Source organism: Vibrio sp. 1557, assembly GCF_033340175.1.
GTDB lineage: Bacteria > Pseudomonadota > Gammaproteobacteria > Enterobacterales > Vibrionaceae > Vibrio > Vibrio alginolyticus.
Genome location: NZ_JAWOVZ010000001.1, coordinates 511,511 through 531,026, shown reverse-complemented (window position 1 = coordinate 531,026; position 19,516 = coordinate 511,511). Strand labels below are relative to the sequence as shown.

Below are 19,516 nucleotides of genomic sequence, written 5' to 3'. Positions count from 1 at the left end.
TTAGGCCTGATTTTGCTTTTGGTAGAACTCAAACAAGCTTGAAAAATCTTTTTGCCCGTTGCCCTGACCGTTGTGAAAATTAAACAGGTTACGAGCCAAGCTGCCCATTGGCGTCGATGTTTGACTGGCAACTGCCGCTTCCATCGCAAGACCCAGATCTTTAGCCATTAACTGGCTCATAAAGCCGCCCTGATAACCATTGCTTGCTGGCGTATTTTCCATCACACTTGGACAAGGGTTATAAAGCTCTAGCGCCCAGTTACGTCCTGAACTTTGCAACATGATGTCGGAAAGCACTTTGGGATCGAGTCCGTTTTCCATCCCTAAATTGAGTGCTTCACAGGTGCCGCTCATCAAAATGCCCAACATCATGTTATTGCAGATCTTCGCCACCTGACCAGCTCCAGCATCGCCTGCATGGAAGATGTTTTTACCCATGTGGCTAAGCACCGCTTTGGCTTGAACAAAGTTCTCTTGTGAGCCGCCAACAATGAAAGTTAACGTACCTGCTGCTGCGCCCGCAACGCCACCAGATACTGGTGCATCAACAAAACTGATACCAAGTTGCGATGCTTTTTCGCCAACCAAACGAGCAGTCACCGGATCGATGGTGGAAGAATCAATCAGCAAGGTACCTGATTCGACGCTATCTAAGATGCCATCTTGACCAAGATAAACGCTTTGAACGTGTTGGCTCGCTGGCAGCATAGTGACAACCACGTCAACACCTTGTACTGCCTGCTGAACGGAATCGGCAGTTGAAGCGCCCAATGCGGTCAACTCCTCAACTGCGCTTGGGTTCAAATCAAATACTTCGACATTCAAGCCCGCTTTGAGTAGATTCTTAGCCATAGGCGCACCCATGTTACCAAGGCCAATAAATGCAATTTTGTCCATATCGTATTTCTTCCTTGTACTAAAGTGCCGCTATAGCTACCGACGATGCGGTCAGTGGGTATTCTGCTGAGTCAATTGGCGAGAAGAAGCGCTCCAAAGCTTGTGGCGTTACGTCAGAAACCGTGCGATGTTGCCAAGTCGGTTGATTGGTTTTATCAATAATCAGCGCACGAACCCCTTCTCTAAAATCACCTTCTAAGCCACAACGTAGTGTTAGGTTAAACTCCATATCAAAACACGCTTTCAAAGAGAGATTTTGATACTGCGTTAACTGCTGATAAGTGATACTGAGCGACAACGGACTGCCATAGTTCAGTGACTTCTGCGCATTGACGAACCACTTGTTATCAACGTTAGCACGGCTGATTGCGTCAACAATTGACGCTAAGTCACCCGAACATAACTGCTCAATCAATTCCGCATAGGGCATCAACATCCCTTCGCTTGGCTCGTCCACGTGTACCGAACGCAGCGTAGTAGCGATTTTTTCGTTGATGTTCGCTTCACCTTTCCAACTTACCGATGCAAGCAGATCCAGCAGCACTTGCTTGTTTTCTGGCTGTGCAATCCATTGGCTTAACCCCAACGCTTTCATATCTGTTGCGTTAATTTGGCAAGCCGTCAAACTTAAGAACAGAGCCAAATGTTTTGGCAACTGGTTTAGGAAGTACGTCGCGCCTACATCTGGGTAAAGGCCAATTTTAATCTCTGGCATTGCAAAGCGGGTGGTGGTTTCTGCTACGCGATGACTTGCGCCCATAAACAGGCCAACTCCCCCGCCCATCAAATAACCATGTCCCCACGCGATGATCGGTTTTGGATAAGTATGAATAAGATGATCACAGCGATATTCGAGGTCAAAGAAGGTTTCCATCGCTGAAAACGCAGAATCAAAATCTTGCTCTTTGTTTTCAAGTGCACGGTAGATCGCTTGAATATCGCCACCAGCACAAAACGCTTTTTCACCTTGAGCATGCAAGAATACCGCGACGACGCTGTCGTCCGTTTGCCATTCACTAAGCTGTTTGTACAACTTCTCAATCATCACGTAACTCAACGCGTTGAGAGCAGCTGGATTATCAAGCTCTAGCACACCAATAATAGAGCCATCAGCGCACTTAAGTTTTGAAACATTTACTGTACCTGTCATTTGGCCTCCGCTAGCTGTTTGTCCATTGTGGCTTGCGCTTTTGCAAAAACGCATTCACACCCTCAGTCTGATCTTGTGTATTGAACAGCTGTAAAAACAGTTCACGCTCCAAAACCAATCCAGCCGCGTGAGTTTGGCTGCGTCGACCTTGAATGAGCGTTTTGCACGCTGACACAGATTTCGGTGATTGACCTGCAACACGCTGCGCTAGTTCCATAGCCGCTTCGAGTGCTTGACCTTTCGCTACCACCTCTTCGACTAACCCAATTTTTTCCGCTCGCTCGGCCGTCACTCGTTCGCCACATAGAATCATACGCTTCGCCCAACCTTCACCTACCAATGCGGTCAGGTTTTGTGTCCCACCCGCACACGGCAACAAACCTACCGATGCTTCAGGAAGTGCCATTTGTACTTGTTCTTCTGCGATACGAATGTCACACGCCATCGCCACTTCCAGACCGCCGCCCATCGCATAGCCATTAATCGCTGCGATAGAAACCCCATCGAATGCAGAAAGCGCTTCAAACGCTTCACCAAATGCGAACGCCATGTTTGCTGCTTGTGATTTATCACCCGATGCAAAGTTATTAAGATCTGCTCCAGCAGAAAAGAACTTCTCGCCTTCGCCTGTTAAAACCAACGCATAAATAGAGCGATCATTGCTAAGTTCAATCGCCAACTCTTTTAGCTGATTCAAAGACTCAAGCGTCCAAGTGTTCGCTGGCGGATTACTAATCGTGAGCTTGGCAATATGCGCTTCGCGCTCTAATTTGATTTGTGCCGTCATAATCTTTCAGTCCTTTTTAATTTCTTTAGGTAAGGCTGTGTCTCGCTGATTAAAGCAGCTCAACGCCTTCCGTTAGTAATCGTCTTGCGACGATCAGACGCATGATTTCGTTGGTACCTTCAAGAATTTGGTGAACACGAACGTCTCTGAAATGGCGCTCGACTGGATATTCTTTGATGTAGCCATAGCCACCGTGAATTTGCAGCGCCTGATCGCAGACTTTAAAGCCCACATCAGTAGCAAAGCGTTTTGCCATGGCACAGTACGCACTTTTTTCTGCGTGCTGGGCATCGAGTTTAGCGGCAGCGAGTCGCACCATTTGACGCGCAGCGACCAGCTCAGTCGCCATATCAGCAAGCTTGAACTGCAACGCTTGAAATTGCGCCAGTGAACGGCCGAACTGTTTGCGTTCGTTCATATATTGCTTGGCTTCGTTCAGTGCTTGTTGCGCAGTACCGACGGAACAAGTAGCGATATTGATTCGACCACCATCAAGGCCAAGCATGGCGAACTTAAAGCCTTCTCCCTCTTCACCCAACAGATAGTCAGCCGGAATGCGGACATTTTCGAAGGTAATCATGCGAGTTGGCTGGCAGTTCCAGCCCATTTTGGCTTCTTTTTTACCGTAGCTAATGCCTTCGCAATCAGCAGGAACAACGAATGCAGAAACGCCACCCGCTCCTTCACCACACGAACGCGCCATCACGACGAGAACATCTGTATCACCCGCACCCGAGATAAACACTTTTGCTCCATTGAGGACAAACTCATCGCCATCACGCACTGCGCTAGTCGTTAGAGAAGCGGCGTCAGAGCCGGCATTAGGTTCGGTTAAACAGTAGGAAGCGAGCTTTTCACCCGAAATTAGATCCGCGCTAAATTGCTGCGCCACTTCTGCTTTGGCAAAGCTGGTGATCATCCACGTCGCCATGTTGTGAATGGTCATAAACGCAGTAGTCGCGGTACAACCCATAGCCAACTGCTCGAAAATGATCGCCGCATCCAAACGAGATAACCCTAAGCCACCATGCTCTGGCGGCGTATAGATGCTCAGAAAACCAAGTTCACCTGCTTGACGCAGTACGTCTTTAGGGAAATGATGGTTTTCATCCCACTCGGCCGCATGAGGCGCTAACATTTGGTCTGCAAACTGCTTTGCTACTTCGGCAAACGCGAGTTGATCTTCGTTTAATTCAAAATCCATCTTGAAGTCCTAAGGTCTAATTCGTTGCATTTGTATCCGAGCCAAGCCCACTTAAACGGTGGCGCTTGGCTAGAGGTGTCGCTAATCCAGTAATTAGCTAAGTTGAATGGTCATGTTTGGACCGCTTGGAATGTCATCTTCAAACCAACGCGCGGTGACAGTTTTCGTCTCGGTGTAGAAGCGAACCGCTTGTTTACCGTAAGCATGCAGGTCGCCGTAGAAGCTGCCTTTCCACCCAGTAAATGAGAAAAATGGCAATGGCACCGGAATCGGCACGTTGATGCCTACGTTACCTACTTCGATATTGTGTTGATACTTTCTCGCGGCAGCGCCGTTCGCCGTGAAAATAGACGTACCATTACCAAAGCGGTTTGCATTGATCAGTTCAATCGCTTCATCTAGGTCATCCACTTCCATAGTTAACAGTACAGGCCCGAAAATTTCTTCCTGATAAATCGACATGTCTGTGGTCACGTTGGTAAACAGTGTTGGCCCCACCCAGTTACCGTTCGGGAAGCCAGGTACTTGGCACTCTGTCCCGTCCAGAACACAATTCGCGCCTGACGCTTTGCCTTCATTAATCAAATTCACCACTCGCTGCTTCGCTTGAGGGCTAATCAGTGGACCATAACCGGCGGTTTCATCATCCCACGCGCCAGGCTGAACCTGAGCTAACGCCTCTTTAAGCTCTGGAATCCATTCTTTGGTTTCGCCGACAAATACGGCAACCGAAATCGCCATACAGCGTTGGCCTGCAGCACCAACTGACGCGCCAACTAGGTTATTGATGACTTGCTGTTTGTTTGCATCCGGCATGATGACCATGTGGTTCTTAGCACCTGCAAATGACTGCACGCGTTTCAGGTTGTCTGTACCTGTTTTGTAGATGTACTCACCAACGGGCACAGAGCCAACAAAAGAGATCGCACGAACAACTGGATCAGTCAGAATGCGGTCGACTTGCTCTTTGGTCCCGTGAACAACTTGCAATACGCCTTTTGGTGCGCCAGCTTGTTCAAACAGCTCCGCCAGTTTCATTGCCGTTAGTGGCACTTGCTCTGACGGCTTCAAAACAAAGGTGTTGCCACAAGCGATCGCCATCGGGAACATCCACAATGGGATCATCGCAGGGAAGTTAAACGGTGTAATGCCAGCACAAACGCCGAGCGGTTGAATGTAAGAGTAACCATCAATATTGGTCGCGACGTTCTCAACCGTTTCGCCCATCATTGAGCTACAAATGTTTGCAGCTTGCTCTACCACTTCAATTCCGCGCCAAATGTCACCCTTTGCATCCGCGAGGGTTTTGCCTGTCTCACTTGAAAGCAGTATCGCCAACTCATCGTGTTGCTCTTTTAACAGATGTTGGTAGCGCAACATCAATCTAGCACGCTCCGGCGCTGCAACTTCTTTCCAGCGTTTGAACGTTTCTGTTGCGCTGGCAATCGCCGCATTCATTTCCGATTCCGTGGCACAAGGTACTTGTGCAATCACTTCGTTGGTTGCCGGGTTGGTTACATCTAGCCATTGTTTTGAATCGGAGATGGCAAATTCACCACCGATATACTGCTTTACTTGTTCTGTCATGATGACATCCTTGTATTTTTCAGCTTGTTACTGACTACTGTTATGTAAGTGAAACTTTGTTGAGAATGATTTAGCAGATTTCAATCGCGATAGCGGTAGCTTCGCCGCCGCCAATACAAAGCGATGCAACGCCACGCTTACCACCAGTTTGTTTTAGCGCATGAATCAAAGTGACAAGGATTCGATTGCCACTTGCGCCTATTGGATGCCCCAGCGCACAAGCCCCTCCGCGAGGGTTCACTTTGCTCTCGTTCAGTTCGAGAGCTTTCACCGCGTATTGAGTCACGACAGCAAAAGCTTCATTGATTTCCCAAAGGTCCACGTCTGATTTGTCCCAGCCCGTTTTTTCCAGCAGCGATTCAATCGCGAAGACTGGTGCGATGGTGAACTCATCAGGCTGTCTTGCATGCGTGCTGTACGCGACAATTTTGGCTAGAGGCTGAAGGTTTTCCTGACGACCAAACTCACTATCGACTAAGATCATTGCCGACGCACCATCCGAAATGGAACTAGAGTTTGCTGCGGTTACGCCGCCATCTTTGGCAAACGCAGGGCGTAAGGTAGGAATTTTAGTGACGTCGAGTTTGCTCGGTTGCTCATCATCTACAACCAAGGTTTCGCCGCGCCGACTTTTTACGTTAACAGGCACGATCTCTTCTTTGAACAAACCTTGCTCGATTGCTTGCTGCGCACGAGTCAACGACTGTTGCGCCCAGGCATCCATACTTTCACGGCTGAACTGATACTTTTGCGCCGTCTGTTCTGCAAAGACACCCATCAGCTCGCCTTGGTAGGCATCCTGCAACCCGTCATAAAACATGTGATCAAGCACTTGCTCGTGACCTAAACGGAAACCATCACGCGCTTTCTTTAATAGATAAGGAGAAGACGACATGTTTTCCATGCCACCAGCGATGACAGCATGCGCATTACCAGATTGAATAAGGTCATATGCCAGCATCACGGTTTTCATACCCGATCCACAAACTTTGTTCAGTGTCGTACAACCAATCGATTGTGGCATTTCAGCTTTAAGGCTTGCTTGTCTTGCAGGCGCTTGCCCCACACCGGCGGGTAAAACGCACCCCATCAACACTTCGTCTATTTTGTGCACATCGAGTTGGCTTTCGGCTAGCGCCCCTTGAATGGCTTTCGCACCGAGTTCCGTGACATCTGTTGAAGCTAATGCACCTTGAAAAGAGCCGATAGGCGTTCGCTTAGCGGCAACAATCCATGTTTCATTTTTCATTCCATTAACCTTTTGTTGACGTTTACGTCATAACTATACTAACATTTACGTTAACGTCAAGTTTGAGGTTATTGTTTGTTCGAGTGATTCTTTGATTTCGAGTAAATGCGAGTGATATCAAGGCTCAAGAGTGGATGTTGTTTGTTTACTTTAACGTTAACGAATTGTATATTCATGTAAATGTTATACGAAAGTCGTAAGGTTAAGGAATGAACACATTTAAGATCAGCGAGCTCGCGAAAGAGTTCGACATTACTACTCGAAGCATTCGCTTCTACGAAGATTTAGGTCTCCTAACTCCAGAACGTAAAGGCAACACTCGAATCTACAATGGTCGTGATCGAATTCGACTAAAACTGATTTTGCGAGGTAAGCGATTGGGCTTTTCTCTTGCAGATATCAAAGAGTTATTTGAACTCTACGATACCGATCAAAGTACTGAGCAGTTGAACTATATGATTCGGTTGATCGAAGAGAAGAAGGCAGCATTGCAACAGCAAGCAAACGACATTCAAGCGGTAATGATGGAGTTAAATGCTGCGCAGTTGCGATGCCAAAACACACTGAGATCCATGAAAGGCGAAAAAGTCACCTAACACCTCAACTCTGGGATGTAGGTGACGTAAAGGCAAGGACACGCAATGAAATCTACCTACTCTTCCCTGAACTTTGTTTATGACGAAAATACCGATTTGCTTCGCGAGCAAATCAATAGTTTTGCTGCAAGAGAAATTGCGCCGCTAGCGCAATCTATCGACCAAACTAACGACTTTCCAAACCATCTTTGGTCCAAATTAGGTGACATGGGTCTTTTAGGTGTGACCACCAGCGAAGAGTTTGGTGGTGCAGGCATGGGCTATCTCGCCCACGTTATCGCTATGGAAGAAATCAGCCGAGCATCCGCTTCGGTTGCGTTAAGTTACGGCGCTCACTCCAACCTTTGCGTCAACCAAATCCACCGTAACGGCACACAAGCGCAAAAAGAGAAATACCTACCTAAGCTCATCTCCGGTGAACATATCGGCGCCCTTGCTATGAGTGAACCCGGCGCCGGCTCTGATGTGGTCTCTATGCAGCTTAAAGCCGAACGTAAAGGCGATATTTTCCTGCTAAACGGCAACAAAATGTGGATCACCAACGGCCCTGATGCACACACCTATGTTGTCTACGCAAAAACCGACCCAAGCCAGCACTCCAAAGGCATCACGGCGTTTATTGTGGAACGCGGATTCCCTGGATTTACTCAAGCACAAAAACTCGACAAGTTGGGTATGCGCGGCTCGAATACGTGTGAGCTGGTCTTCCAAAACTGCGAAGTCCCTACGGAGAATATTCTCGGCGAAGAAAACCAAGGCGTGAAAGTATTGATGAGCGGCCTCGACTACGAACGTGTGGTGCTTGCAGGCGGCCCACTTGGCATCATGCAGGCGTGTATGGATATCGTTGTGCCTTACATTCACGACCGTAAACAGTTCGGTAAATCCATCGGTGAATTCCAGCTAGTTCAAGCAAAAATCGCGGATATGTACACACAAATGAATGCCGCTAAAGCGTATGTTTACGCCGTCGCTGCCGCTTGTGATCGTGGTGAAACCACACGTAAAGATTCTGCTGGCGCGATCCTCTACAGCGCAGAGCTGGCAACCAAGATGGCACTGGATGCGATTCAACTACTTGGCGGTAACGGCTACATCAACGAGTTTGATACGGGCCGTTTGTTGCGAGATGCCAAGCTGTATGAAATCGGTGCGGGCACTTCAGAAATTCGCCGCATGCTTATTGGTCGCGAATTGTTTAACGAAAGCGCCTAATCAACATACCTAGGCGTTCTGAATCTAAATAAATTCCTTATTCAACCTAAATCTTATTCAACATAGATAAAGGCGGGTGGTGTCACCCGTCTACCGAATGGAGATCGGCTATTTATGGCTTGTTTGACGACCAATATTAATACCCACTCAGAGCAGTATCAGGAAAACTACCGCTCTATGGCGTCACTTGTAGATCAACTTTATACCGTGACTGCCCAAATAGAAGATGGTGGCGGTGAGAAAGCCCGCGAGCATCAGCAGAAGAAAGGCAAACTTCCGGTACGTGAGCGCATTCTTGCCCTACTCGACCCTGGTTCGTCCTTTCTAGAAATTGGTCAATTTGCTGGCTGGGATGTGTATCCAGATTACGTTCCATGTGCTGGAGTGGTTGCCGGTGTGGGTGTAATTGACGGCAATGAGTGCATGATCGTCGCGAACGACGTGACGGTAAAAGGCGGCAGTTACTACCCACTCACCGTGAAAAAGCACTTAAGAGCACAAGAAATTGCAGAAAAATGCCAACTGCCGTGTGTTTACTTAGTCGACTCTGGCGGCGCTAACCTACCCCGCCAAGATGAGGTATTCCCAGATAAAGACCATTTTGGCCGTATTTTCTACAACCAAGCCCGTATGTCGGCCAAAGGCATTCCACAAATTGCGGTGGTCATGGGGCTATGTACCGCTGGCGGCGCTTATGTTCCTGCGATGTGTGATGTTTCCATCATAGTCAAAGAACAAGGTACGATTTTCTTGGCAGGTCCACCTCTTGTAAAAGCAGCGACAGGTGAAGAAGTCAGCGCGGAAGATCTTGGTGGCGCAGACGTTCACTGTCGCACCTCTGGTGTGGCGGACTATTACGCAGAAAATGATCACCACGCGTTAGAGTTGGCAAGACAAGCGGTTTCACAAATCAACCACTTGAAACCCGTTCAACTCAAGCAAAAAGCACCTCAGGAACCACGTTTTCCTGCCCAAGAGCTGTACGGCATCGTCGGAACCGATCTTAAAAAGCCGTTTGATGTTAAAGAGGTCATTGCCCGAATTGTTGATGATTCCCAGCTCGATGAATTTAAAGCCTTGTTCGGCGAAACCTTGGTCTGTGGCTTTGCCCATATTCACGGTATGCCGATTGGCATTGTCGCTAACAACGGCATTCTATTTTCGGAATCAGCACAAAAAGGCGCGCATTTTATTGAGCTGTGCGCACAACGCAAAATTCCTCTGCTCTTCTTGCAGAACATCACGGGCTTTATGGTCGGTCAGAAGTACGAAGCCGAAGGCATCGCCAAACATGGTGCGAAAATGGTAACTGCTGTTGCGTGTGCAGACGTGCCGAAGTTTACCGTGGTTATTGGTGGATCGTATGGCGCAGGAAACTACGGCATGTGTGGCCGCGCTTATGATCCAACCATGATGTGGATGTGGCCAAACGCGCGCATCTCCGTCATGGGTGGAGAGCAAGCGGCTGGCGTGATGGCGCAAGTGACCCGCGATATCAAAACTCGCAAAGGTGAAAGCTGGAGCGTAGAGGAAGAAGAAGCGTTCAAACGTCCAATTGCGGAGCAATATCAGACTCAAAGCCATGCATACTACGCCAGTGCACGCCTGTGGGACGACGGCATTATTGATCCCGCCAAAACCCGTGATGTTGTCGGCATTGCTCTGTCTGCTGCGCTTAATGCGCCAATATCAGACAGTAAATTTGGCATCTTCCGCATGTAGTCGGATGCAAGGCAAGCCTTAACTCCTCGCGAATACCGATGTTTATACAAGTAACGGTTAGCGAGTATTGGAATACAGACTGAAATGTCAGACAAAGGAAGTCACATGACCGGACTACTGCTCGAAAAAGACAACAATGGCGTTGCTTGGTTGAGCCTCAATCGACCAGAGAAACATAACGCGTTTAATGATGAATTAATTGCTTCACTTATCGAAATCTTGGAAAAACTTGATAGAGACGACTCTCTACGTGCATTGGTACTAACGGCCCAAGGTAAACACTTTTCTGCGGGTGCGGATCTTGGCTGGATGCAGTCAATGGCAACCAAAACCGAGGGTGAAAACCTGCAAGATGCACAGCAACTAGCAAAACTTTTGCATACGCTGGATACCTTTAGCACACCGACTATTGCTATGGTGCATGGCGCTGCATTTGGCGGCGCACTTGGGCTTATCTGCTGTTGCGATATCGCTATCGGTACACCTGAAAGTCGCTTCTGTTTGAGTGAAGTGAAGCTCGGTTTGTTACCCGCCACCATCGGACCTTACGTAATCCGAGCGATTGGACAAAGACAGAGCCGACGCTACTTTTTAACCGCGGAACTGATTGATGCCGAAACCGCGCTATCGATGAGTATTCTTCATCAGATAGACGCTCAACCACGTGAAGCCGTCAATCGCACCATTGATCACCTGCTCAACAACGGTCCACAAGCCATGCAGGCAGCAAAAACGCTCTGCTTACGTTGTGACAATCAACCTATCGAGCATTCATTAATTGAATACACCAGCCAAGCTATTGCAACCGCCCGCGTGTCCGCAGAAGGACAAGAAGGACTGAGTGCATTTTTTGAAAAGCGCGCCGCCAATTGGAGGAATCATGTTTAAAAGAATACTGATCGCAAACCGCGGTGAAATTGCCTGCCGAATCATTAAAACCGCAAAAAGCATGGCTATCGAGACGGTTGCCGTCTATTCCGAAGCGGATCGCAGCAGCTTACATGTTAAACAAGCGGATTTCGCTGAATTCATTGGCCCCGCTCCGGCGAGTGAATCGTATCTCGATATCGATGCGATTATCGGCGCTGCGAAAAAATGGCAAGCCGATGCTATCCACCCTGGGTATGGTTTTCTTTCCGAGAACCCGAAACTGGCCAAAGCGTGCAGCGAAAATGGCATTGTTTTTATTGGCCCTTCCACCAGCGCAATTGAAGCAATGGGTTCGAAGTCGCAAGCCAAAGCCATCATGTCTGAGGCGAACGTGCCCTTGGTTCCCGGCTATCACGGCACAGACAACAGCGTAGAGCACTTATTAGCGGAAGCGGAAAAAATCGGTTACCCAGTGATGCTTAAAGCAACACAAGGTGGCGGCGGTAAAGGCATGCGAGTGGTCAATAGCGCAGCCGAAATGCCTCTGGCCATCGACGGTGCGCAGCGTGAAGCACTTTCAAGCTTTGGCGATAAGCAGCTTCTAATCGAAAAATGTATATTGCAGCCTCGCCACGTTGAAGTTCAGGTATTTGCTGACCAACATGGCAACTGTGTCTATCTTTCTGATCGCGATTGCTCCATTCAACGCCGTCACCAAAAAGTAGTCGAAGAAGCACCAGCTCCCGGTCTTAGTGATGAACTGCGTAAACAAATGGGTGAAGCTGCGGTTCAGGCCGCTCAAGCGATCGACTATGTTGGCGCTGGCACGGTGGAGTTCTTACTCGATAGCCGAGGTCAATTCTACTTCATGGAGATGAACACCCGTCTGCAAGTTGAGCACCCTGTCACTGAATTGATCACCGGCGTTGATTTGGTGGAGTGGCAATTCAAAGTCGCAGCTGGCGAGCATTTACCTATTTCGCAATCTGAAATCACCCACGACGGCCATTCAATTGAGCTGCGAATTTACGCAGAAGATACAGACAATGACTTTATGCCGTCGACTGGCCGCATTGACTACTTAAAAGAACCCGTATCAGACAGTAATGTGCGCCTAGCGCGCGTACGCGTTGATAGTGGTGTTACCCAAGGCGATAGCATCAGCGAATATTACGATCCAATGATCAGCAAACTGATCGTCTGGGGGCAAACTCGTGATATCGCACTAAAGCAGCTTAAGCAGGCGTTAACTCAATATCACGTACGTGGAGTAACGACAAACATTGGTTATCTGCACAGTATTATTTCGCAGCCAGCCTTTGCCGAGATTGAGCTCGATACAGGTTTCCTCGTAACACATCAACAAGGCATAAATGAGCAGCAAGACGTGTCGGATTCAATCTGGCTTACATTGGCGGCGGTTGCTCACCGGAATGATCTCATTTCAAAATCAGACAGCTCAACGTTACCCGCGCCAACCAGACGAGGTTTTAGACTGTCAGTTGACAACGTTTACCGATTTAACTTCACGGATGCCAATGCCAACCATCAGGTACGTTTGCAACAATCATCGCAAGATACAGGATCTCACTTCACTGTCCGATGTGGTGAGGAGCTGCATCAGGTCATCCTGCTTGAAAGTGGCAACCAGATTATCGTCGATATTGATAATGTGCGTTACACCTTTAATGCACTTAGCGATGAACAAAGAACAACACTATTTTATCTTGGTCAGCAGCGCACGTTCGCTCATCAACCTAACTTTGACTCTGCAAAAGATGTAGATGATGAACTAAGTCCAACCGCACCACTCAACGGCATAATTTCAGCAGTTATGGTGGCTAAAGGTGACGAAGTGGCGGCGGGCGTTCCGCTTTTGGTACTCGAAGCAATGAAAATGGAATACACCATCACGGCTCCGGTCGCAGCAACAGTCGACGAATTGTTTTATCAGCACGGGGACCAAGTACAGCACGGTTCCATACTGCTGAATTTGTCTTTGATATCGGATAACGTCAGTGAAGATAAGGAGCGCGAATATGCTACCAGCGAAGGTTAATATCGTCGAAGTCGGCGCTCGTGATGGTCTGCAAAATGAAACGGCAGTGACGCTGGTTGATAAAATCCGTTTGATTAACCAACTAAGCAGCAGTGGCTTAAAGCATATTGAGGCGGGATCTTTCGTCTCTCCAAGGTGGGTGCCTCAAATGGCCGATTCCGATCAGGTGTTTGCTGGTATCTCAAAAAAGCCTGACGTGGTTTATAGCGCGCTCACACCAAATCTCGCAGGGTTAGAACGTGCGCTGGAAAGCGGTGTAAAGCGAATTGCGGTGTTTGGCGCCGCTTCAGAAACGTTCAGCCAGAAGAACATCAACTGCAGCATTACCGAAAGTCTCGCTCGATTTGAACCCGTTATCGAATTGGCGAACCAGCACAACATTCCTGTACGCGGGTACTTGTCTTGTACCATGGTGTGTCCATATGAGGGAGTAATCAAGCCAGAGCAAACTACCAAGGTCGCCAATACGTTGTTTGATATGGGATGTTATGAGATTTCGCTCGGTGATACTGTCGGTAAAGCAACGCCTAATCGCGTTATCGCCATGCTGGATTCGTTGTTAACGCTACTGCCAAAAGACGCGCTCGCAGTACATTTTCATGACACTTATGGACAAGCATTAGCCAATATCTACCAAGCCTTGTTAATGGGCATCAACACCATTGATAGCGCAGTAGCGGGGCTCGGCGGCTGCCCTTACGCGAAAGGAGCCAGTGGTAATGTTGCAACGGAAGATGTACTTTATCTGTGTGAGCAACTTGGGATTGAAACGGGCGTTGACCTTAGCGTCATCAATGAAGCGGGTTGGCAAATTTGCCGTGCGTTAGGAAAGTCTCCTGCTTCTAGGGTCGCATTAGCTCTGGGCGATCCGTATAGCTTGTAAATCATCAACAACCAATCAGGTAATGTATTTCAACGGGCATGCAGACGTACGTGCCCGTTTTTTGTTGTTACTCATAAAAACCTTAACGCTCAACGGTCTTCATCACATTAATTAGTGTCTGATTTCAGCTACAATTTAGTTTCAAACCGAACATATAAAACAGGATCAGGTAAATGCTCATAACATTTCGTTGTCGAAGCCACTCAAACGTCACGATGTTTGGTGATATTGCATTAGATATGCTCAAAATGATGGGTCACAGCGGCACGGTGCCGGGATCAATTTCCGCTCAAGATGTTCCTGACGCGCTATCAAGATTAACTTCTGCTCTATCTGCGAAAAATGCAGCTGAAGAAAACCTCCCTACTGATGTAGACGAAGAGGAAGAACAAGCAGAGCCCGCGGTAAGCCTAGGACGCAGAGCGTTTCCACTGATTGAGTTGCTAAAATCAGCAATCAAAGAAGAATGCGAAGTCATGTGGGACAACCAATAACGCCTTCAAACTGGTTTCTAGCGAGGTGAATCCGTGTTGTGACCGCCTCGCTATGGTTACTCGACACCAAGATAAGAACACCAATACCGCTTATCGCCCTATCCGTTTCTCTCCCTAGACAACTTGATTTCCCCATCAATGTGCACATCTCGTTGTGGAAACGCGATTTCAATACCGTGCTTTTCGAAAGCTTCATAGATTTCAAAACGTATGGTACTTGCGACCGTTCGAATCCCGCCCTCAACCGTTGAGTTAATCCAAAAATAAGATTCGAAGATCAAAGCATTGTCACCAAAGTCTTGAAAAAACACGTCTGGAGCTGGCGAACTCAGAACTTGCGCTTGCTGCGAAGTCACTTCCGCCATTAAGGCAGCAACCTGTTTGACATCGCTCCCATACGCGACGCCGACGACGACCGAGCCACGGACTAATCTGTCGCATAACGTCCAGTTGATCACCACGTTCTCAATCAACTGACTGTTGGGAATGAGCATGTGAACGCCATCGGTTCGCCTGATTCGAGTTGAACGTGTATTTATTTGCTCGACAATGCCTTTGGCGCCCTCAACCTCTAAAAAGTCCCCAATTCGGATTGGCTTTTCACCAATCAAAATCCAGCCACTTATGAAGTTGTTAATGATGTTTTGTGCACCAAAACCGAAGCCGATAGCGATGGCACCAGACAGAAAGGCGAACGCGGTAATTGGCACATTGATCATCGAAAATGTGGTCATAAAAATAATGGCGAGAGCGATGACAAATAATATCCGTTTAACCAAATGAATGACGTTTGGATCTTTCCCCGATGAGGACATTCTTGACGTAACGGTTTTGATTAAAATTTTGGACAACCATAAAGCGACAATCACCCATGTCGGCACCATCAATATCGCCCACAACGTGATAGGTTGTTCGTTAAAGGTAAACAGCGTTGTTTCTAAAAATGAAATGACCCGTTCGAACATAAAGTGCTCACTCTTGATTCATCGTTACCAGCAAGCCAGAGCGCATAAGTCTTATATTTTTAGCCCAATCGATAGCGCAAGCGGCTCAATTAAGTTCTTCTTATTAACTATATTGTAATCTACGCAAAACGCTTCGAGTGGTTTCCCGCTTTGGCTTCAACACGATTAAGCCATTTAAGGAGTACGTCTTTGTGTACTCAACGAGCCAATCAACCGACTAAACACGCAAGGCAAATCAGTGATAACTTTCTGATTTTTAAGCATCAAATTTTCACTTCGAATCTCCTTCACTTATCATTATGCACCTTATTGCAAATAATATTGATGGAATGATTGTTATGTCAGAACTGACTCGGATGCGCTCTGGAGAAACCTATAATTGTCTGGATGAAGAACTAAAGCTCATGCGCGCCAAAACCGCGCAGCTTGTCTTCCAATTTAACCACGAGCCAAACCCAGATATCCGTAGACAACTGCTGGCGGAAATGGGCGTCCGTATAGAAAACAACGCCTGTATAGAGCCACCGCTTCAACTTACCTACGGTTGCCACTTGTCCATCGGGGAAAACACCTACATCAACTGGGACGCCATTATTCTGGACAATGGGCAGGTTGAGATTGGCGCGAACGTCATGATTGGGCCTAGAGTGCAAATTTACACAGCCGCTCATTCACTCGATACACAAAGACGCTTAGCCGGAGATGAGATCGCCAAACCGGTAAAAATCGGCAATAACGTTTGGATTGGTGGGGGCGCAATCATACTGCCAGGCGTGGCCATTGGCGATGAAGCCGTCGTCGGCGCTGGCTCTATCATAACCAAAGACGTTGCGCCGGGCGATCGAGTTGCTGGAAATCCGGCGCGCTCCATTAAACCCAAAAACTGAAGAAAGTCGCTATTTTGCCAAATGACAGCGAATAATGTTGGCAAGCAAATTGAGAGCATGGACGTATTTGTCATTAAGCTCAAAAGAAGCGTTAAGACGAATACAGTGATCGTATTGTTCTGTCAGGCTGAACATCTTTCCCGGTGCGATGCTGATATTACCTTTTAGCGCTTCTCGATATATCTGCAAGGCATCAATATGCTTGGGAAGCTCTAACCAAATAAAGTACCCACCGCTTTGGCTTAACACTTTGACTGCTTCAGGTAACAGCTCACTAAGCAGAACCGTCATCTTACTTTTACGTTCAAACAGCTTTTTCCGTAACTGCTTCAAATGAGATTCATAATTGCGGCTTGTTAAATAGTGTACCAATGTCATTTGCACTGGTGCACTCGTCGCTAATGTACTCATTAACTGTAACTTTTGTACCTCTAGCGCCCGCTTTCCCGCCGCAACCCAACCAATACGTAGCCCTGCGATTAATGATTTTGAAAACGAGGAGCACAACATGGTATTGCCCGTGTCATCAAACATTCTTAGTGGATAAACCGAGTCATTCCCTGCATGCAGTTCGCTGTACACGTCATCTTCAATCACTGGCACGTTATATCGCTGTGTCAGTTCAATCAGCTTTTGTTTTTTCTCGTTGGAAAGCGTAAAACCCAGAGGATTCTGGAAGTTCGACATCAGCCAGCACGCTTTCACATCGTGTGTTTGCAGCGCTCGTTCCAATGAGTCTAGGTCAATGCCCGTGACTGGGTCTGTTCTTACTGAGAGCGCTTTCAAACCTAACCGCTCTAAGGATTGCAATGCACCATAAAATGCAGGCGACTCCACAACCACCCAATCTCCCGGTCTTGTGCTGGCTTGCAAACTGAGCGTTAACGCCTCCAGCGCGCCTGCCGTAATGACAATTTCATCGGGTGAAATTTCAATGCCTTTCGCAGCATAACGCTTCGCGATGATGGTGCGTAATTGTTCGTTTCCCGGCGGTAAGTTATCAAAGGTGGTGGAAATCGGCATATTGCGAGCGGCTGCGCTCATCGCCCGATTCACGTGATAGCGTGGATACAAACTTGGGTCTGGATAGGCAAAGCCAAAATTGATCATGGATGGATTTTTACTCGCCTGCAGAACATCAAAGATAAACTCATTGATGTCTACCTGCTCTGTCCACGAAACCGCGGCTGGCGCTTGGGGTTCATTTGAACTCTTAATATTGGGAGCGACTCGATAACCAGAGCGCGGCTGTGACGTTACCCAGCCTTGAGATTCCAGAATTTGATAGGCATGCAACACCGTCATCAAGCTTAAACCCGAGTGTTCAGATTGGCGACGCAGAGAAGGCAGCTTGTCACCCGGATGCCATATCCCCGATTTTATCTGCCTTTTAAGCTGTTCCACTAACTCTTGATACTTCGCCAAACGCAAATCCCCTTCCCTAAAGCCGAATTCAAAATAATAACACTTCAATATTTAATCTGTTATAGGTTTATAGTCACTGTCTGTACCTACTTCCCTCATTCCGCTCCTCTTAAAATAGCTCTCTCATAAAACTTAAAAGATCAAAGGAAGTTTAATGTTTGGCCTCGACGCATTTATGCTTGCACGGATACAGTTCGCCTTTACGGTATCCTTTCATATTATTTTCCCCGCTATCACCATAGGTTTGGCCACCTATCTCGCCGTGCTGGAAGGCTTATGGCTAAAAACACGCAATCCCGATTACCAAAAGCTCTATCATTTCTGGTCGAAAATTTTTGCGGTTAACTTTGGGATGGGCGTTGTATCTGGCCTTGTCATGGCCTATCAATTCGGCACCAACTGGAGTGGTTTCTCCGACTTCGCTGGTTCTATCACTGGCCCATTACTGACTTATGAAGTGTTAACGGCATTCTTTCTCGAAGCCGGATTTCTTGGCGTAATGCTGTTTGGTTGGTGTCGCGTCGGCGAAAAGCTGCACTTTTTTGCAACCTCGATGGTGGCGTTAGGAACGATCATTTCGACGTTCTGGATTCTCGCCTCCAACAGTTGGATGCAAACGCCACAAGGCTATGAAATTGTCGACGGACGTGTGGTGCCAACCGACTGGTTTGCTATCGTTTTCAATCCTTCATTTCCTTATCGTTTGGCGCACATGAGCGTCGCGGCTTTCGTCAGTTCAGCACTCTTTGTAGGCGCGTCAGCCGCTTGGCATTTATTGAGAGGCAATCAATCGACTGCGGTAAAAACCATGTTTTCGATGTCGCTCGGGATCTTAGTGTTCCTTGCGCCACTCCAAACCGTGATTGGCGATGTGCACGGGCTAAACACTCTGGAACACCAGCCCGCCAAAATCGCTGCCATCGAAGGACATTGGGATAACAGTGATGGCAAACCAACCCCATTGATATTGTTCGGCATGCCAAACATGGAACAAGAACGCACAGACTATGCCTTAGAAATTCCTGTTTTAGGAAGTTTGATCCTACGCCACAGTTTAACTGAGCCAATCCCGGCACTGAAAGACTTCCCGAAAGAGGAACGACCGAACTCACCTATCGTCTTTTGGTCATTTCGAATCATGGTCGGGCTAGGACTTCTGATGATTTTACAGAGCTTCTACAGCATATGGTTACGAAAAAAGAACACGCTTTATACCTCGCGTTGGTTCCTCAAGTTTTCATTATTTATGGGGCCATCTGGTCTTATCGCAATACTCGCTGGCTGGTTTACGACAGAGGTTGGTCGGCAACCTTGGGTCGTTTATGGCGTACAAAAAACGCGTGATGCGGTTTCTGCACACGGAGACCTACAAATGAGCATCAGCCTGCTGTGTTTCCTTGTTGTGTACAGCTTGGTGTTTGGTTTTGGGTATTACTACATGATCCACCAAATCAAGAAAGGCCCCGATGCAATCGAACACGATGAGCACGACATGACGACCGTTTCAGGCCGCATCTAGAATTTGT

At 47.7% G+C, this 19,516-nt stretch carries 17 protein-coding genes; 9 read left to right on the top strand and 8 right to left on the bottom strand.

Features of this window, described 5'->3' with window-relative positions; all coding sequences use genetic code 11:
- From mmsB to R7070_RS02320, 6 genes are all read right to left on the bottom strand, one after another.
- Nucleotides 1-897, bottom strand: a complete 897-nt coding sequence (gene mmsB / locus R7070_RS02345; RefSeq protein ID WP_213967137.1) for a 3-hydroxyisobutyrate dehydrogenase — start codon at nucleotides 895-897, stop codon at nucleotides 1-3.
- Nucleotides 898-916: 19 nt separating this feature from the next.
- The gene (locus tag R7070_RS02340; protein ID WP_213967138.1) at nucleotides 917-2,047 is read right to left on the bottom strand and encodes an enoyl-CoA hydratase/isomerase family protein; all 1,131 of its coding nucleotides are present in this window, start codon (nucleotides 2,045-2,047) and stop codon (nucleotides 917-919) included.
- A 10-nt stretch (nucleotides 2,048-2,057) separates the two neighbouring features.
- A complete protein-coding gene (locus R7070_RS02335; RefSeq protein WP_017633670.1) occupies nucleotides 2,058-2,834 on the bottom strand; it encodes an enoyl-CoA hydratase in 777 nt (258 codons plus the stop codon).
- Nucleotides 2,835-2,883: 49 nt separating this feature from the next.
- Entirely contained in the window at nucleotides 2,884-4,038 is a 1,155-nt protein-coding gene (locus R7070_RS02330; RefSeq protein ID WP_005373226.1) for an acyl-CoA dehydrogenase family protein, read from the bottom strand.
- Between the two features lie 93 nt (nucleotides 4,039-4,131).
- Nucleotides 4,132-5,625: a CoA-acylating methylmalonate-semialdehyde dehydrogenase gene (locus R7070_RS02325; protein ID WP_248486415.1), complete on the bottom strand. Its 1,494-nt coding sequence runs from the start codon at nucleotides 5,623-5,625 to the stop codon at nucleotides 4,132-4,134.
- Nucleotides 5,626-5,695: 70 nt separating this feature from the next.
- Nucleotides 5,696-6,874 carry a thiolase family protein gene (locus R7070_RS02320; protein WP_213874273.1) on the bottom strand — a complete coding sequence of 393 codons (1,179 nt, stop codon included), beginning with the start codon at nucleotides 6,872-6,874 and terminating at the stop codon, nucleotides 5,696-5,698.
- A gap of 209 nt (nucleotides 6,875-7,083) precedes the next feature.
- Here R7070_RS02320 and R7070_RS02315 point away from each other — a divergent pair, with 209 nt between their 5' ends.
- The 7 genes from R7070_RS02315 to R7070_RS02285 all read left to right on the top strand — a co-directional run bounded on the left by R7070_RS02315 (nucleotide 7,084) and on the right by R7070_RS02285 (nucleotide 14,713).
- Entirely contained in the window at nucleotides 7,084-7,470 is a 387-nt protein-coding gene (locus R7070_RS02315) for a MerR family transcriptional regulator (protein ID WP_005373242.1), read from the top strand.
- A 45-nt stretch (nucleotides 7,471-7,515) separates the two neighbouring features.
- On the top strand, nucleotides 7,516-8,685 hold the full coding sequence (locus R7070_RS02310) for an isovaleryl-CoA dehydrogenase (protein ID WP_025767892.1): 1,170 nt from the start codon (nucleotides 7,516-7,518) through the stop codon (nucleotides 8,683-8,685).
- A gap of 114 nt (nucleotides 8,686-8,799) precedes the next feature.
- A complete protein-coding gene (locus R7070_RS02305; protein ID WP_025767893.1) occupies nucleotides 8,800-10,407 on the top strand; it encodes a carboxyl transferase domain-containing protein in 1,608 nt (535 codons plus the stop codon).
- 105 nt (nucleotides 10,408-10,512) lie between these two features.
- Nucleotides 10,513-11,295, top strand: a complete 783-nt coding sequence (locus R7070_RS02300) for an enoyl-CoA hydratase-related protein (RefSeq protein ID WP_169628738.1) — start codon at nucleotides 10,513-10,515, stop codon at nucleotides 11,293-11,295.
- Nucleotides 11,288-13,336 (top strand): acetyl/propionyl/methylcrotonyl-CoA carboxylase subunit alpha, encoded by a 2,049-nt coding sequence (locus tag R7070_RS02295; RefSeq protein WP_256900087.1) that lies wholly within the window; start codon nucleotides 11,288-11,290, stop codon nucleotides 13,334-13,336. Before R7070_RS02300 ends, R7070_RS02295 begins: the two co-directional genes overlap by 8 nt.
- On the top strand, nucleotides 13,317-14,219 hold the full coding sequence (locus R7070_RS02290; protein WP_169628740.1) for a hydroxymethylglutaryl-CoA lyase: 903 nt from the start codon (nucleotides 13,317-13,319) through the stop codon (nucleotides 14,217-14,219). Before R7070_RS02295 ends, R7070_RS02290 begins: the two co-directional genes overlap by 20 nt.
- A 173-nt stretch (nucleotides 14,220-14,392) precedes the next feature.
- Nucleotides 14,393-14,713, top strand: coding sequence for a DUF1840 domain-containing protein (locus R7070_RS02285; RefSeq protein ID WP_005373256.1), 321 nt, complete (start codon nucleotides 14,393-14,395; stop codon nucleotides 14,711-14,713).
- Between the two features lie 98 nt (nucleotides 14,714-14,811).
- On the opposite strand, the gene R7070_RS02280 is transcribed toward R7070_RS02285, so the two are convergent.
- Nucleotides 14,812-15,678: a mechanosensitive ion channel family protein gene (locus R7070_RS02280; protein ID WP_256900088.1), complete on the bottom strand. Its 867-nt coding sequence runs from the start codon at nucleotides 15,676-15,678 to the stop codon at nucleotides 14,812-14,814.
- A gap of 338 nt (nucleotides 15,679-16,016) precedes the next feature.
- On the opposite strand from R7070_RS02280, the gene R7070_RS02275 reads away from it, so the two are divergent.
- Complete coding sequence (locus R7070_RS02275; RefSeq protein ID WP_169628742.1) at nucleotides 16,017-16,565, top strand: sugar O-acetyltransferase; 549 nt, start codon at nucleotides 16,017-16,019, stop codon at nucleotides 16,563-16,565.
- A 9-nt stretch (nucleotides 16,566-16,574) separates the two neighbouring features.
- On the opposite strand, the gene R7070_RS02270 is transcribed toward R7070_RS02275, so the two are convergent.
- Entirely contained in the window at nucleotides 16,575-17,990 is a 1,416-nt protein-coding gene (locus R7070_RS02270) for a PLP-dependent aminotransferase family protein (RefSeq protein ID WP_318141080.1), read from the bottom strand.
- A 154-nt stretch (nucleotides 17,991-18,144) separates the two neighbouring features.
- Here R7070_RS02270 and R7070_RS02265 point away from each other — a divergent pair, with 154 nt between their 5' ends.
- Nucleotides 18,145-19,509: a cytochrome ubiquinol oxidase subunit I gene (locus R7070_RS02265; RefSeq protein WP_256900090.1), complete on the top strand. Its 1,365-nt coding sequence runs from the start codon at nucleotides 18,145-18,147 to the stop codon at nucleotides 19,507-19,509.
- Nucleotides 19,510-19,516 lie beyond the last annotated feature (7 nt).

What these genes read in the sequence shown, in the direction of transcription:
- mmsB (WP_213967137.1), bottom strand. Translation starts at nt 897, where the DNA reads ATGGACAAAATTGCATTTATTGGCCTTGGTAACATGGGTGCGCCTATG.
- R7070_RS02340 (WP_213967138.1), bottom strand. Translation starts at nt 2,047, where the DNA reads ATGACAGGTACAGTAAATGTTTCAAAACTTAAGTGCGCTGATGGCTCT.
- R7070_RS02335 (WP_017633670.1), bottom strand. Translation starts at nt 2,834, where the DNA reads ATGACGGCACAAATCAAATTAGAGCGCGAAGCGCATATTGCCAAGCTC.
- R7070_RS02330 (WP_005373226.1), bottom strand. Translation starts at nt 4,038, where the DNA reads ATGGATTTTGAATTAAACGAAGATCAACTCGCGTTTGCCGAAGTAGCA.
- R7070_RS02325 (WP_248486415.1), bottom strand. Translation starts at nt 5,625, where the DNA reads ATGACAGAACAAGTAAAGCAGTATATCGGTGGTGAATTTGCCATCTCC.
- R7070_RS02320 (WP_213874273.1), bottom strand. Translation starts at nt 6,874, where the DNA reads ATGAAAAATGAAACATGGATTGTTGCCGCTAAGCGAACGCCTATCGGC.
- R7070_RS02315 (WP_005373242.1), top strand. Translation starts at nt 7,084, where the DNA reads ATGAACACATTTAAGATCAGCGAGCTCGCGAAAGAGTTCGACATTACT.
- R7070_RS02310 (WP_025767892.1), top strand. Translation starts at nt 7,516, where the DNA reads ATGAAATCTACCTACTCTTCCCTGAACTTTGTTTATGACGAAAATACC.
- R7070_RS02305 (WP_025767893.1), top strand. Translation starts at nt 8,800, where the DNA reads ATGGCTTGTTTGACGACCAATATTAATACCCACTCAGAGCAGTATCAG.
- R7070_RS02300 (WP_169628738.1), top strand. Translation starts at nt 10,513, where the DNA reads ATGACCGGACTACTGCTCGAAAAAGACAACAATGGCGTTGCTTGGTTG.
- R7070_RS02295 (WP_256900087.1), top strand. Translation starts at nt 11,288, where the DNA reads ATGTTTAAAAGAATACTGATCGCAAACCGCGGTGAAATTGCCTGCCGA.
- R7070_RS02290 (WP_169628740.1), top strand. Translation starts at nt 13,317, where the DNA reads ATGCTACCAGCGAAGGTTAATATCGTCGAAGTCGGCGCTCGTGATGGT.
- R7070_RS02285 (WP_005373256.1), top strand. Translation starts at nt 14,393, where the DNA reads ATGCTCATAACATTTCGTTGTCGAAGCCACTCAAACGTCACGATGTTT.
- R7070_RS02280 (WP_256900088.1), bottom strand. Translation starts at nt 15,678, where the DNA reads ATGTTCGAACGGGTCATTTCATTTTTAGAAACAACGCTGTTTACCTTT.
- R7070_RS02275 (WP_169628742.1), top strand. Translation starts at nt 16,017, where the DNA reads ATGTCAGAACTGACTCGGATGCGCTCTGGAGAAACCTATAATTGTCTG.
- R7070_RS02265 (WP_256900090.1), top strand. Translation starts at nt 18,145, where the DNA reads ATGTTTGGCCTCGACGCATTTATGCTTGCACGGATACAGTTCGCCTTT.